13 protein-coding genes are annotated in these 15725 nt (G+C 36.2%); 2 read left to right on the forward strand and 11 right to left on the reverse strand.

All coding sequences use genetic code 11. The features are described from left to right. Positions 1 to 94: 94 nt before the first annotated feature. Entirely contained in the window at positions 95 to 1213 is a 1119-nt protein-coding gene (locus Q0K80_RS01580; protein ID WP_294602172.1) for an ROK family protein, read from the forward strand. A gap of 98 nt (positions 1214 to 1311) precedes the next feature. Next, a complete protein-coding gene (locus Q0K80_RS01585) occupies positions 1312 to 2550 on the forward strand; it encodes a PTS transporter subunit EIIC (protein WP_294602175.1) in 1239 nt (412 codons plus the stop codon). 113 nt (positions 2551 to 2663) lie between these two features. Here the strand turns inward: Q0K80_RS01585 and Q0K80_RS01590 are convergent, their stop codons facing one another. From Q0K80_RS01590 to ychF, 11 genes are all read right to left on the reverse strand, one after another. Further along, the gene (locus Q0K80_RS01590) at positions 2664 to 2858 is read right to left on the reverse strand and encodes a hypothetical protein (protein ID WP_294602178.1); all 195 of its coding nucleotides are present in this window, start codon (positions 2856 to 2858) and stop codon (positions 2664 to 2666) included. A 147-nt stretch (positions 2859 to 3005) separates the two neighbouring features. Continuing rightward, positions 3006 to 3752, reverse strand: a complete 747-nt coding sequence (locus tag Q0K80_RS01595) for an amino acid racemase (RefSeq protein WP_294602181.1) — start codon at positions 3750 to 3752, stop codon at positions 3006 to 3008. Positions 3753 to 3766: 14 nt separating this feature from the next. Then, positions 3767 to 5338 (reverse strand): UDP-N-acetylmuramoyl-L-alanyl-D-glutamate--2,6-diaminopimelate ligase, encoded by a 1572-nt coding sequence (locus Q0K80_RS01600; RefSeq protein ID WP_294602184.1) that lies wholly within the window; start codon positions 5336 to 5338, stop codon positions 3767 to 3769. Positions 5339 to 5382: 44 nt separating this feature from the next. Further along, positions 5383 to 6537: a HAMP domain-containing sensor histidine kinase gene (locus Q0K80_RS01605; RefSeq protein ID WP_046324245.1), complete on the reverse strand. Its 1155-nt coding sequence runs from the start codon at positions 6535 to 6537 to the stop codon at positions 5383 to 5385. Between the two features lie 4 nt (positions 6538 to 6541). After that, positions 6542 to 7228, reverse strand: a complete 687-nt coding sequence (locus Q0K80_RS01610) for a response regulator transcription factor (RefSeq protein ID WP_046324244.1) — start codon at positions 7226 to 7228, stop codon at positions 6542 to 6544. Positions 7229 to 7406: 178 nt separating this feature from the next. Further along, positions 7407 to 8375: an ABC transporter ATP-binding protein gene (locus Q0K80_RS01615; RefSeq protein WP_294602192.1), complete on the reverse strand. Its 969-nt coding sequence runs from the start codon at positions 8373 to 8375 to the stop codon at positions 7407 to 7409. A gap of 1 nt (position 8376) precedes the next feature. Beyond that, a complete protein-coding gene (locus Q0K80_RS01620) occupies positions 8377 to 9903 on the reverse strand; it encodes an ABC transporter permease/substrate-binding protein (RefSeq protein ID WP_294602194.1) in 1527 nt (508 codons plus the stop codon). Positions 9904 to 10090: 187 nt separating this feature from the next. After that, complete coding sequence (locus Q0K80_RS01625) at positions 10091 to 11953, reverse strand: ABC transporter ATP-binding protein (RefSeq protein ID WP_294602196.1); 1863 nt, start codon at positions 11951 to 11953, stop codon at positions 10091 to 10093. A gap of 9 nt (positions 11954 to 11962) precedes the next feature. After that, entirely contained in the window at positions 11963 to 13687 is a 1725-nt protein-coding gene (locus Q0K80_RS01630) for an ABC transporter ATP-binding protein (protein WP_294602199.1), read from the reverse strand. A 142-nt stretch (positions 13688 to 13829) separates the two neighbouring features. Beyond that, positions 13830 to 14612, reverse strand: a complete 783-nt coding sequence (locus Q0K80_RS01635) for a DUF1129 family protein (RefSeq protein ID WP_294602202.1) — start codon at positions 14610 to 14612, stop codon at positions 13830 to 13832. 9 nt (positions 14613 to 14621) lie between these two features. Further along, positions 14622 to 15722, reverse strand: a complete 1101-nt coding sequence (gene ychF / locus Q0K80_RS01640) for a redox-regulated ATPase YchF (RefSeq protein ID WP_294602205.1) — start codon at positions 15720 to 15722, stop codon at positions 14622 to 14624. Positions 15723 to 15725: the final 3 nt, after the last annotated feature.

The raw sequence follows: 15725 nt of genomic DNA on the forward strand, positions 1-15725 counted from the left end.
TTATCCAGTTTAAATGTAAATACATTCAATGAATATTATTGAATGTATTGAGAAAATTCCTTTATAATAAAAAGTAAGAAAGGTAATTAACAAAATGGTTATAAATAAGCAGGCTATGCGCAAAAGCAATGAGATTTCCGTCATAAAACACGTTATTAATTATGGACCAATTTCTCGTAGCCAAATTTCTAAGGATCTTTCAATCAATAAGGTTACAATTTCAAGTATTTTAGATGATTTACTAACTAAAAAATATGTCACAGAAATAGGTGAAGGTGAAAGTACCACTGTTGGCGGTAGAAGACCATTACTTGTCTCCTTTAATTCTAAATACGGATACTTTATCAATTTAGAATTGGGTTCTAATTCACTTAAAATTATGGCTACTTTAGCAAATGGTTACATTAATCGTTTTGAAGAAATAGCGTTAACTAATAAAAGCAGAAGTATTAAAGAAGTACTAAAAAAGAAAATCTCCGATTTTCACATATTAGGTACACAAAGAGGATTACTTGGTATTTCCCTGGCAATCCATAAAAAGGAACAGCCAAAATGTAATTTATTAGACACCTGGCTTAAAGAAAACTATTCTGTTCCCGTAATAGTTGCCAATAACGCTGATGCGGCAGCAATTTTTCAACGAGATTTTTCTTCTAATAATCACATAAAAAATCTGATAACAGTTGCCATTGACGAAACCATTAATGCTGGCATAATTATTAACGAAAATTTATATACAGGATTGGGAAATAATGCAGGAGATTTGGGTGAAATGCAATTTTTGTCAACAAGAGATGAAACACTAAAACTATTTAATCCTGAAATATATTGTTCTCAAGAAGCCATATTAAAAAATATCTCCCAAGCTAAAGGACTAAATAATTTATCCATTCAACAAATAGCAAAATTATACTTTAAAGGAAATAAGCAAGTTAGTGAATCTATTTCTCAATTTGTTAAATGCTTATCTCTTGTGCTAAATAATCTTATTGCTACCTTTTCACCACAAATGATAATTCTTGACTCAACCTTACTTGAAAACATTCCTAACTTACTTATTCAAATAAAAAATAATCTACCAATTTTAAGAAAACATAAAACACAATTGCAAATAGCCCGTAAATCGCGATTTGCACCTCTTTTGGGAGGTTATTCACTTTTGTTACGAGAAGTATTTGAATTAGGAAACAAGAGGTTGCGACTTATTCCTTAAAAATAATTTGACAAAATTCATGTAAGGGATTACATTATGCATGGTTAGTTAGTTCACTTTACATACCTGATTAAACAATCTTTTAGGAGGATTTTATCATGCATAACATAATGACAACTATGCAACAAAAGCTACTGCCTAAACTGGCAAAAGTTGGTAACTTAAAATATATGATCGTTCTTAGAGACGGAATGATCATTACTATTCCATTTACTATTTTTGGATCAATATTTATGATTATTGCGCAACTACCTATTCCAGGTTGGGCAAATATTATTAAACCTTTTGCACCTGCCTTAAACGCTTGTGTCACGGTTACATTTGGAATTCTAGCATTAATAGTAGCAATGGGAATTAGCTACCAAGCAGCTAAAGCTAACAAGATGGATCCAATGTCCACTACTGCTATTGGTACTATAGCTTTCTTAATGGCAATGTTAAATAACAAATTAGCAATTGATCCATCTCAACTAGGCTCAGGTGGTATTTTTACTGCTATTGTAATTTGTATCTTAACAGTAGAAGTAATGCGTTTCTGTATTAATCATCACTGGGTTATTACTCTACCTGATTCTGTACCACCTGCAGTTGCAAACTCTTTTTCATCCTTAATCCCTGGTGCTGCAGCTTTATTAGTTGTATGGATTATTAGAGTAGTATGTAACATTGATATCAATAGTGTAGTTACAATGATCTTCAGTCCCCTCGTAGTAGGTCTTTCAAGTATTTGGGGGGTTGAACTAGCGATCTTTCTTGTTTGTTTACTATGGACTGTTGGAATTCATGGCACTAATATTGTGGGCAGTATATATACTCCAGTATTCTTAACTTTTTTAACTCAAAACATTAATGCAGTTGCAAAAGGAAAAGCTCCAATTAACATTACTGCAGACGGATTTTTAAATTTTGGTATGACCATTGGTGGCACTGGTGCAATTTTAGGATTAGTTCTTTGTATGTTTACCGCCAAAAGTAAAAGATATCAAGCAATGCGCAATTTAAGTATCATGCCAGCTATCTTTAATATCAGTGAACCGGTTATGTTTGGTGTACCGGTTGTCTTGAATCCAACATTAATGATTCCATTTATTTTAGTTCCAATGATTCTACAATTTATTACTTACTTTTTAATGAAGCTTCACATCATCGGAATGATTGTAGCCCAAGTACCTTGGACAACACCAACAATCATTAGTGGATTTTTAATGACTGGTGGAGACTGGAGAGCAGCGGTGTGGCAAGCAATTGAATTGATATTTGCTATACTTGCCTACTATCCGTTCTTTAAGTCACTTGACAGACAGGCCTTAAAGCAAGAAGAAGCAGTTAATAATTAATATTATTAACTTTCAAAAATTCAGATAACAAATAAGGAAAATCTAAATGATTTTCCTTATTTGTTATATCTTTTATTTTTCATTATAAATATACTCTCTTATCACAAAAATTTTTAAAACTTCCAATCAGACAGATGGAGGGGAATATTATTATTTTTACCAAAATATTTCTTAAATGCAGTGCCAAATGACAAATGATCTTTAAGATGATTGCGATAGGCGTCTCTAATACTTAAAATTGCTGTCACAGTTAAATTAGTAGTCACAATTATCAGTATGCTAATAAATATATATAAAAGATATAGCATTTTAACCCTCCCACTCTTAATGTAATACTTTTCTAATACACTACTACACAGTAGAAACATTGTCAATACTTTTTTGGAAAAATAAATAGACTAATAATCAAATTGATTACTAGTCTATTTTAATTTGTGTTAAATCATACGTATTATTTAATACATATATTTCTCTATAGTTGTCTTAGGATCCATTCCTGCACGAATTTTTAGTTCTAATTCAATTGCCACATCAGCAATAATAACTTGCGGATCAATAACATTATATGGATGCTCTGGCGCCTTTTCCTGAGCTAAAGATAATTCAGTACAGCCAAGTAAAATTACATTACAGCCATATTGATCATGCATAATGCGTAATATGCGGTGATACAGTTCGCCATCAACTACGCCTTTTTCTTTAATGTTAGAATAAATCAGCTCAGTAACCATTGGTTGAATCTCAGGACCACCCAGTTCTACTTCACAACCTACCTGTTTAATTTCGTCTTCGTACAGATGATCATAAATCGAACCTTCCGTAGCAATCAAGCCAATCTTTTTTTCCTTAGGAAAGTCACTTGCAAATTTATGTACAGCAATACGCATCATATGTAAAAAAGGAATATCAGTTAGTTTAGCCAAGTCATCATAAAAATAATGTGCAGTGTTACATGGCATCACGAAAAAATCAGGCTTTAACATTGCTTGCTGGAGCACATCATCACGCAAAGCATTGAAAAAATTAGGTTGGCTGTGGTCTTTGATATAAGCCGTGCGGTCAGGAATTTGGGCATCATTAACTAAAATATAATTCAGATAGTCCTGATCTTTAGTAATCTTTATACGGTGATTAATCATGCGGACGTAGCTTTCCGTAGCAATTGTACCCATACCGCCAATAATACTAAAAAAATGTTTCATTAATACCTGCGTTTCTAACCGTTAAAATGTTCTTTTTGCCCTTCAAGTTCATCAATTACCTGTTGTGCAACTGTAATATCAGACGGATAAGGAGTATCTACACCCCGTATTTTTTGAAAACTATCCTCACCTTTACCACAGATTAGGACAACATCACCCTGCTTGGACATAGTAATTGCATCATGGATGGCCTTCTTACGATCTAACTCAATTGTGACATCAACTTTAGAATGATCAATGCCAGCATCAATTTCCTGTGCTATATCCATGGGATCTTCAAAGCCAGGATCATCTGTTGTCAAAAAAGTTTTATCAGCGTATGCATTTAGACTGTTACTAAAACCGGGACGACGAGAAACTCCTTTGTCACCAGGTGCCCCCACAACGACAATAATTTTAGGATTATTAAATTCTCGTTGTATAAAGCCCATAAGAGCCATCATTGAGGCCTCATTATGTGCAAAGTCCACTACCACTACTCCGTGCTTCTTTGTAACTTCTGTTTGCATTCTTCCAGGGACGGTAACTTGACTAATACCTTTAGCAGCATCGTCATGATTCATTCCGGCTAGTCCTGCACCAATTACTGCAGCGGTACCGTTAGATTCGTTAAAATCACCCAACATCTTTAACTGGTAATCGCCAGCTATTTTAAGTTGCTTTGCTTTGCTCGTAACACACAATACCTGGAACCTAGTCCGGGACATATCAAGTTCTTGGGTTGAAAAGCGAAAATCAATGGTCTGCTTCAAATCCGGATTAGTAAACTTCTCGTCAGCAAACAAATAAATACTGTCTGGATCAGTAGTTGTCATAGCCGCAGCATAAACTTCAGGGAAATGATCAGTCTGAGCGTTAATAATACATTTACGAGCATTAACCAGCAGTTGCAACTTACAATGTAAATAATCAGCAAAATTGGGATGCTCATTGGGCCCAATATGATCAGGTGTAATATTTAAGAAAAAGCCCAGGTCATAGGTTAATCCAAATACCCTGTTTTTCTTATAGGCCTGACTGGAAACTTCCATAACCATATGCGTCATTCCGTTATCTACAGCTATTCGCATATCACGGAACAAATCAAGTGATTCAGGTGTAGTCAAACTAGACTTAAAAGTATCATCTTTTTTAGGTCCCACAACTGTGTTGACTGATGAAATTAGCGCGGTTTTACCGCCGTTAACCTGATCTAACATCCCCTTTAAAAAGTAGGCCGTTGTAGTCTTGCCTTTAGTACCAGTAATAGCTATTAAATATAAATCGTCTTGCGGGAAACGGAAAAATGCCGCAGACAATAACGCCATTGCTTTGGAAACATTGCGCACAATCAGTGCATGCATTCCCTTACCTTCCGGATAGGGTTGTTCTGCTACATAACAATTAGCACCATTAGCTTTCGCCATTGACAAATAAGTGGGACGAAAACCAGCACCTTTACAGAAGAATAGTGTATCAGTATGGACGTCACGCGAATCATACGACACATACTCCATCTTAGAAGATATAGTATCTTGGACCGCACTCGATTTAAGCAAATGGTGTTCTTTTAAAATTAAAATACAGGTATTTAAAGAAATACTCATGCTATACTCCTCTATTTATTATCTCAGTCAAAATTATACCACAGCTATGCTGGAGTTTTTTCACTCTTTAAGTTTAAAGGCAGGCAAATAATGAAACGGGTCCAATCTTTATCAGATTCACAGCGAATTTTGCCCTGATGAAGATCAACAATACTTTTAGTAATCGATAGACCTAGCCCTGTACCACCCGTTTGGGTATTACGGGAACCTTCGACTCTGTAAAAACGTTCAAAGATTTTTTTTAACGAATCTTCCGGAATTTGAGCACCATTGTTTTCCACCCGTAACTCAACTTCATTGTTATTAACTAAATTAGCAATTAAATTAATTTGTGTTGCACCTGTACCATACTTGAGCGCATTAGTGATGAGATTATTATAAACACGTACCAGCTTTTCCGCATCAGCTTGAATAGTTAAATTCTTGGGTCTTGCTTCTATATTAAATACTATCCCTTTTTCCTGACCTTCGAATTCAAACCCCGCGGCAACTTGCTCTAACATAGAAAAAATATGTAAAGAAGACAAATTTAATTTGGTACTAGTTGATTTTAACGTTGTATACTCAAGCAAATCATGAGCCAGCGATTTCATTTGTTCAGCCTTCATATATGCAATATTAAGGTATCTTTGTTGATCTGCTGGATTTGACACCCCCGATTTCAGTAAACCCAAATAGCCGATGATAGAAGTTAAAGGCGTTCTGATATCATGAGAAACATTGCTAATCAGTTCGTCCTTTGACTTTTCAATCGCTTTTTCTTCATTAATCGCATTTACTGTACTATCCACTAACGAATTAATTGAATCAATTACTTTTTGCAAATCAGTTTTGACTTTAAAAGAAATTGTATGGTCAAAATGTCCCTTAGCAATATAATGCAGTTCAGAAATAACATGTCTTAACTGCATTTGATGATAGCGCCGAATTAAGCGCCAGTACAGAACGATTAAATCACCAATACCCATGAAAATAATAAAGGTATTCTGCCAGGACCATAAGTGGCGCCCGCCAGCAAAAGTAATGGTCTTTTTTAGAAAATAAATCCCGTTAACCAGGTTTTTATCTTGTAAAATTGTCAAGTTAATTAAAATAATCACTGACAGGTTCAATAGTAGCTCTAGAACTACCGTTATAACGCCTTCAGCAAACAGCTCACTTTTTTCCGCGGCCGTCAGCTTGACCCTTTCTTTTTTCATCTAGTTAAGCCTCAACTTTATAGCCTACTCCCCAGACGGTCTGAATAACATCTTCACCACCCGTTGCTGATTGAATTTTGTCACGCAGGTGTGAAACATGTACCATAACGGTTTTAGCAGAAACTATTGATTCCTGTTGCCAAACCCGTTCAAAAATTTCATCCGCTGAAAATACCCGGTTAGGATGACTGGCAAGCAAGTATAAAATACCAAATTCTAAGGCAGTCAACTGAATATCTTTACCATCAATTGTCTTAACTTCGTGTGAATCACGGTTAATAATCAGTGGTCCCACCTCTAAAATATCAGGTTCATCATCCTTAACCTGCTTTTGACTGCGACGCAAAAGTGAACGAACTCGTGCCATTACTTCCAAAGGATTAAACGGTTTAGAAACGTAGTCATCTGCTCCAGTAATCAAGCCTTGAATTTTATCCATGTCACCAGTTTTGGCTGATACAATAATAATTGGGATATCAGAATCTTTGCGTACTTCCTTGATAACATCAATTCCGCTCATATTAGGCATCATGATGTCTAAAATCATTAATGCAATATCTGGCGTCGTAGTTAATTTCGTAATTGCTTCTTTGCCGCTATAGGCAACAACTGGAGTGTAACCTTCATTTTTAAGATAAATACTTAACAGCTCGACGATTTCTTTATCATCGTCAACAACTAAAATTTTCATAGGGCTAATTTCCCTTCTTTTTATTTATTGATTATTTTCGCTTTATTTCATTATTCCACTAAATATAGTTTAGCAGAATCTATGTCTAATATTTTAGTCAATTTTGTAACAAACTACTAATATTCAAGCATAACTTTATCGTTTTATTAAAAAAGCCGGATAATTACCAGCTTAACTTTTATTTTAAACTATTAATATTGTTCAAATATTTAATCAGCCACTGGCGATCAATGAAGCCCACATTTTTGCCATTATTATTTTGCACGGCAACTTCATTTTGATGACTCAAAAGTACCAGCAAAACAGCAATTTTTTCATTAATATTAATTACAGGCATTGCTGCCAGCGAATTAGAATCAGTTTGCTTAAATTCATTAAATAAGGCTGCTTGCTTTAATGGAGTTTCATATAAATTATTCCCTAAACTGCCTTTGAAAAAGTCTCTGACAAAATTATTTGCAGGATGGCGTAAAATTTCTTGTGGCTGATCGACCTGTAATAATTTGCCATCCTTCATAACGCCAATCCTGTCAGCTAAGTGCAGAGCTTCATTCATATCATGCGTCACAAATAAGATTGTATTATGCAGCTGCTTGTGCAAATTGATCACCAGCTCTTGTAAATTTGCGCGCGAAAGTGGATCCAAAGCGCTAAATGGTTCATCCATTAAAACAATCGGGGGCTTTGACGCAATCGCGCGTAAAATTCCAATTCTTTGTTGTTCGCCACCAGACAGTTCATGCGGGTAACGGTGAGCATATTCTTGTGGATTGAGACCAACTTTTTCCAATAAATTTGCCGCCATTTCCGCCAGATCAGCTTTAGCACCTTGAATTTCTGGAATCAAAGTAATATTTTTAGCAACAGTCATGTTGGGAAAAAGAGCAATTTGTTGCAAAACATAGCCAATTTTCCAGCGCAATTTTTGGACGTTATAATCAGTTGTAGGCTGCTCATTAACTAAAATCTGGCCCGTACTAGGATCTTCCAAACGGTTAATCATTTTAATCGACGTAGTTTTACCACTGCCTGAATTTCCTACCAAAACGAAAAGTTCGCCTTGCTGAATATCTAAATTAAGATCGTTAACTACTACTTTATTAGCAAAAGTTTTATTTACATGCTCAAATTTAATCGCTGAAGTCATCTTACTTCTCCTTAAGCAAATGCTGTTTTACTAAAAAATGATGCGCTACTCGTCCAGGATCCATATTTTTAACATTAACTTCATAGTTCATTTCCTGCATCTGCTTTTCGGTAATCTTGTTAGCCAGCTTATTCAAACTGTGGACAATTTGCGGATGCTTGCGGGCAAAATCATTGGTCATTAAAGGAGCGCCTTGATAAATAGGAAAATTATGCTTGTCATCTTTTAAAATACTCAAATGATATTGCCGCAATTCACTATCAGTTGAATAAGCATCAACTATGTTAACTTTATTCTGATTGATTGCCTGGTAACGCAACGCTGGCTCCATTGACTTGACGGGGAAATCAATTTTGTATAATTTCTTAATACCCTTGAACCCATCACCACGATCAATAAATTCTAATGTCATTCCCCCTTTTAGCTGATTGGTAATATTAGCCAAATCACTGATCTTTCTTAAATGATTTTTATTTTTAAATGAAGTTTTAACTGCTAAGGCATAAGTATTGTCATACGCCATGGGTTTAAGCAAAGTGAGCTTATCCTGTTTGTTCAGCAATTCTTTTGCTTTTTCATAGGTTTCCTTTTCAGACAAACCGGCCGTTTTAACCAGGGATTTTGCGAAGGTTTCCAAAACAGTTCCCGTAAATTCTGGATAAATATCTATTTTATTATTTTTCAAAGCAGTATATAAAAAGGTGGTTTTACCAAAATTAGGTTTCAACGTCAATTGAACGTGTGGATCGTCTTGTTCAATTAACTCTTTATACATGTTAATCAAAATTTCTGGTTCAGAACCTAACTTACCGGCAATTGTAACTGTTTCTTTCTGACTAGTAACAGTTTGATAAATTCCACTTCCTGCTAAGAAGATGACACTAGCTCCTAATATTCCCAAAGCTGCTTTAACTGATGCGTGTTCCAACCACTTAATCAACGCGCTTAAAGTAATCGCCAAAACGCCAGAACAAACAGCGCCTATTACAATTAGTCCGGTATTGTTGCGGTCAATTCCTAATAAAATAAAACTGCCCAAGCCTCCAGCACCAATTAAAGCTGCCATGGTGGCAGTACCAATAATTAAAACTAAGGCCGTCCTAATACCAGAAATGATCGTCGGCATAGCTAAAGGTAACTCCACCTTAAGCAGTTTTTGCATGCGTGACATGCCAAAAGCGCCAGCAGCTTCTTCTAGCGCTGGATCGATTTCAGTTAATCCCAGGTATGTATTCTGAAAAATCGGTAATAGTGCATATACCACTAAAGCGATCACGGCAGGTACTGTTCCGATACCAACAAGCGGAATTAATAAACCTAGAAGTGCTAGTGACGGAACGGTCTGTAAAATACTGGCAACTTGCAATAATAATTCTGCTATTTTAGTATGCTTTACTGCCCAAAAGGCCAAAGGCATGGCAATCATCATTGCAATCAGCAACGAAACTAACGATATTTGCAAGTGCTGTAATAAAGCAACTCCCAAATCGCCTTTGCGTTCGCTTAAAATCTGGATAATTTGATTCATCGCTTAATTCCTTTGTTACTTTTTAAAATTTGAATTATAACCAAATTATATTAATAGTGTTGAACCTGATAAATTTCATTTGTTTTACCATAACACAAACTAATGGTTAAAAAGTAATTATTGCTTACACCGTTATTCAAGGCAAAAAAAATCCCGGTCTATAAGACTAGGAATTTTTTGAATACATCTATTCAATTTCTTTTTTACCAGTATATAACTCATAGTAATAACCCTTCTTCTTAAGAAGTTGTTCATGATTGCCGGCCTCTATAATATGGCCATGATCAAGTACCAGAATTAGATCCGAGTTAACAATTGTAGACAAGCGGTGAGCTATGACAAAGCTAGTACGACCAGCAAGCAAGTTATCCATACCAGCTTGTACCAGTTTTTCCGTTTGAGTATCAATGCTTGAAGTGGCTTCATCCAAAATCATCACTGGTTCATCTGCTATCATTGCTCGTGCAATACTGAGCAGCTGCATTTGCCCTTGAGATAAGTCTCCACCATTGCCATCGATGATTGTTTTATAACCTTCATCCAAATGATGAATAAATTCATCAGCATGAGATAAGTGTGCAGCCTGATATACATCATCATCGCTGGCATCGGTATTACCAAAACGGATATTATCCATCACTGTACCGGTAAACATGTGAGTATCCTGTAAAACAATTGACAGTGACTGCCGCAAATCATCCTTCTTGATTCTGTTAATAGGAATACCATCATAAGTAATCGTACCAGAATTAATTTCATAAAAGCGATTAATCATATTAGAAATCGTTGTTTTACCAGCACCGGTTTCACCAACTAAGGCTACTTTCATGCCTGGTTTAGCATCAATAGAAATATTGTACAAAATTTGTTTATTGGGCGTATAGCCAAAATTAACATGATCGAAGACAATATGTCCTTTAACTGTGACCTTCTTGATAGAGCCATCTTTTTGCGGTACGTTCCAGTGCCAGGCACCCTTAACATTTTCATCCTTGGTAATAGTGACGTCACCATTATCAATTTCAACGGGTTGATCCTCTAACTTAAAGATTCTTTCAGCACCCGCTAAAGCCATTACAATTGAATTTAATTGTTGTGAAATCTGGGCTATTGGCATTGCAAATTGCTTGGATAATTGCAAGAAAGCTCCAATGACACCTAATGAAAGTGGAGCAATACGGTTAATAGCAACTGCTCCACCTAAAATGGCGATTAAGACATACAGCAAATTGCCCATGTTACCCATAATAGGGAATAAAATTGTAGCGTATGTATGAGCTTTACCAGAAGCTACTTTTAAAGATTCATTATAAGCATCAAAGTCTTCTTCAACTTCAGGCTCATGGCTAAAGACTTTTATTACCTTAAGGCCATTAAGCATTTCTTCATTGTAGCCGTTAACTTGACCCAATTCTTTTTGTTGCAATTGAAAATAATGAGAGGACCGAACGGTCAAAAAACGGACGATTATAATAGAGAGTGCAAACACAATCAAGGTAAAGATAGTTAATTGCCAACTTAAAGCCAACATTGCACCCAAAACAAAGATGAGGTTCAACGCAGAGTTCATAAACTGCGGAATTGACTGCGAAATCATTTGTTGCAAGGTATCAATATCATTAGTATAGCAACTCATGATGTCGCCATAATCATTTTCATCAAAATAGGAAATTGGCAACTTCTCCATGTGCTCAAACATTTCCAGCCGCACTCTATATTGTACTTTTTGTGCTAAAACTGCCATTAACACAGCAAAAAGATAATTAGAAATAAAACCTATGGCATAGCAACCGAACATAACGGCAATCGCATGTAAAAGCGGACCAAAATTTGGCTGAGCTTCTTTAGTTAACGGAATGATGTAAGCATTAATCAAACGTTCAATAAATAGTGAACCTAAAACGTTTGCTGCAGCTGTTAAAATTATTGCAACCGTTGAAGCAATCAGCATCCAAGGACTTGTACTGGCAACTAATTTAAGCAGACGCCATAAAATTGTGGAACGCTTACCAGTATTCTGGCTGTTTTTATTTTCTACTGCTTTATCCAAATTAATCACCTACTTCTTCTGTTCTTCTTGAAACTTAGCAATAGAGCTGTATAAATCATTACGCTGCAATAGCTCTTCATGTGTCCCGATATCCTGAATCTTGCCTTCATCCATTACAATTATCCTGTCTGCATCTTTAATTGACACAATTCTTTGAGAAATAATAATTTTGGTGGTATCGGGCATATCCTTTGCCAAGGCTTCCCGAATTTGACGCTCAGTTTGTGTATCAACTGCAGAAGTAGAATCATCTAGTATCAGAATCTTCGGCTTTTTGAGCAATGCTCTTGCAATAGTGATTCTTTGCTTTTGACCACCAGAAACATTATTTCCGCCTTGCTCGACCATAGTATCATATTGGTCTGGCATTTCACGGATAAAGTCATCAGCGTGAGCAATTTTTGAGGCAGCGATAATTTCTTCATCTGTTGCATTTTCATTGCCCCATTTGAGGTTTTCCTTTATAGTGCCTGAAAACAAAACATTATTTTGTAAAACCATGGCAACATTATCACGCAACGTCTTTAAGTCATAAGACTTAACATTGTGTCCTGATACACGCACTGCTCCGGAATCGGTATCGTAAAGCCGCGGAATCATAGAAACTAATGTGGATTTTGATGCCCCCGTACGACCAATTATTCCTATTGTTTCACCCGGCCTGATATTTAAATTAATATCACTTAAAGCCAGTTCCTTATCATCTGGGTCATACTTAAAGTTGACATGATCAAAAATCACTTCTCCATTATTCACATGCTTTAACGGTTTACGTGGATTCTCAATTGAAGGCTTTTCATTAATAACAGCAGCAACCCTATGACCACTAGCTCCTGAAACTACCAGCTGAGTAATGATCATAGCCAGCATATTCAGGCTGCCCAAGACAGAGTTGGAATATGAGAACATTGAAATTAATTGACCAGTCTGTAAACTGCCACCCACTATTTCCTTAGCACCAAACCAGCAAATAGCTAAATTAGAAATATTCAAAACAGCCATGACAATCATTGAGTTAAGAGACATGATCTTCTGAGCTGTAGCAAAAAGTCTATAAATAAAGCCGGCTGATTTTTTAAACTTGACAGTTTGTGCTTCTTCTTGCACATAGGTTTTGACTTCGCGAATACCACGAACATTTTCCCTCACAACCTGATTCATACGGTCATAACCGCGGAAGATTTTAGGAAAATATTTGCTGGCACTTTTTATTACCAAGCCTAAAAGGATTACAAAAACTGGTGCAATTACGACAAAAACAAGTGACAATTGTGGACTAACTATTATTGACATGATAATTGAAACCAGCAACATCATTGGTGCCCGGACTGCTATTCTAATCAGCATTTGATAGGACATTTGAATGTTATTAACATCAGTAGTCATCCTCGTAACTAGACTCGCGCTGGAAAACCTGTCAATATTTTCAAATGAATAATCTTGCACATGATAGAACATATCTTTACGCAAGTTAGCCGCAAAACCAGAAGCAGCATGAGCAGAGGCATAACTGGCACCGGAACCTAAAACAAGTGAAACAACTGTTAACACTAGTAAAATAACACCATTTTTAGTGATATATGACATATTTCCCTTCATAATGCCATTGTCTATTAATATACCAACTAAATACGGTATTAACATTTCAATGATAACTTCACCAGTAACAAATAATGGCGACAGCAAAGACAGTTTCTTATACTGCCTGATTGACTTTCGCAGAGTGTTAATCATTAAATACCTCTTTCTAATTTATTAATGCGTTCTTTTTTAACGTGTATTCAGTTTAAAAAGGATAAATAGATTCATAATAAATCTATTTATCCTTTAAAACATATAGTTATCTAAGTATAGCTCTTTTCTTGACAAAAAGCACCTATTTGCTCTTATCAGCTGGTGAAAAGGCTGAACCAATAATTTCATAATGCCGGCGGAACAACCAGCGAATGCCATACGCTACCGCTGCAATAATTAAGTTATATATTCCTGGCAAAGCTGGGTTGATCACTTGTAACGCAGGCAGGCCTAACACGCCAAAGCAGATGAAGAGCATGCCCATCAGTAAAACAAAACCCCAGATTAATTTTGACCACGGAATTTTACGATTTTTACTGCCATTAGGCAAAACCCAGTCATTATATTTGGTCATGAAAACGCCTAGTGAAGCACCAACAATCAGCAGCGTTAATACACCCATTTGCGAATTATATTTATCATTCTTTTGGAACAAGCCAATTAAGCCAAAAAGGCCAAAGAAAATAGCAACATAAAATAAGGCATTATCCGTCGCGTATTGCCAAAATGGAATATCTGAGGCTTTTTTCTTTTTGGGTTTTAACATATCTGCAGCCTTAAGCTTAGGCGACATATTATAATATGTGCTGGCTGGTTGACCATGACGTTGAACAATTACCAAGTCTTTTAAAAGCTCATCCACTCTTTTTTGTGCATCTTCTTGACTCATTTTACCCTGTGTTTCCAGTTCTTTTTGCAAACGAAAAACATAGTCAGAGTTCTTATTACTAAGCTGCTTACGCAACTCAGCAGGCTGCATTTGCTTAACTTCGTCATCCTTATTCTGATTAATTACTTTTTCTTTTAACTTTTCCTGCTTATTAGTATCTATCTTAGCTTGTTCTTCAGTTTTCTTTTCTGCCATTATTTTTTCCTAAACGTTAAATCTAAATTCAATAATGTCGCCATCTTGAACTTCGTAATCCTTGCCTTCAAGACGTAGCTTTCCCGCTTCTTTAACCTTTTGCATAGTTTCATACTGATCGAGGTCAGTAAATGAAACTACCTCAGCGCGAATAAATCCTCGCTCAAAATCAGAGTGAATAACACCTGCGACTTGCGGAGCCTTCATTCCCTTATGAAAAGTCCATGCACGTGTTTCAGGGCCACCAGCCGTAAAGAAAGTCCTCAGACCCAAAATATGGTAGGCCGCACGGATTAACCGGTCAAGGCCAGATTCGGTTACGCCTTCTGCTTCTAAAAACTCGGCTTTTTCATCGTCATCCAAGCCAGCAATTTCTTCTTCGGTTGCAGCAGATATACCTAAACATTCCGCATTTTCACTTTCTGCGTGTTTTTTAACCACTTGGTAGTACTGGTCTTTTTTCGGATCGGCCATTGAACTTTCAGCGATGTTAGCTACATAGATAACGGGTTTATCCGTTAACAAGAACAAAGCCTTCACAATTTTTTGCTCATCGTCATTAAAACTGATTGAACGGACAGCTTTACCTTCTTCTAAAACAGGCTTAATTTTTTGCAAAACATTAAATTCTGCTTTAGCCTCTTTGTCATTTTGCTGGGCAATCTTTTTTACCTTATTAATACGGCGATTAACGGCGTCAAGATCTGCAATTGCCAATTCCAAATTAATAGTGTTAATATCTTCTTCCGGATCTACTTTACCAGTGACGGAAGTAATATTATCATCTTCAAAGGCCCTAACAACATGGATAATAGCATCTGTTTGCCTAATATTTTCCAAAAATTTATTACCCAGACCTTCGCCTTTTGAAGCACCCTTAACTAGTCCGGCAATATCGGTAAACTCAAAAGTAGTGTGAACAATTTTCTTAGCCGGAATTAATTCCTGAATTCGAGCCAGTCTCTTGTCCGGAACCTCAACCATTCCGACATTAGGCTCAATCGTTGCAAACGGGTAGTTGGCCATTTCCGCACCCGCTTTAGTAATTGCGTTAAACAAAGTTGACTTGCCAACGTTAGGCAATCCAACAATCCCAGCAGTTAATGACATTTT

Source organism: uncultured Lactobacillus sp. (assembly GCF_945290125.1).
GTDB classification, from domain to species: Bacteria; Bacillota; Bacilli; order Lactobacillales; family Lactobacillaceae; genus Lactobacillus; species Lactobacillus rizhaonensis.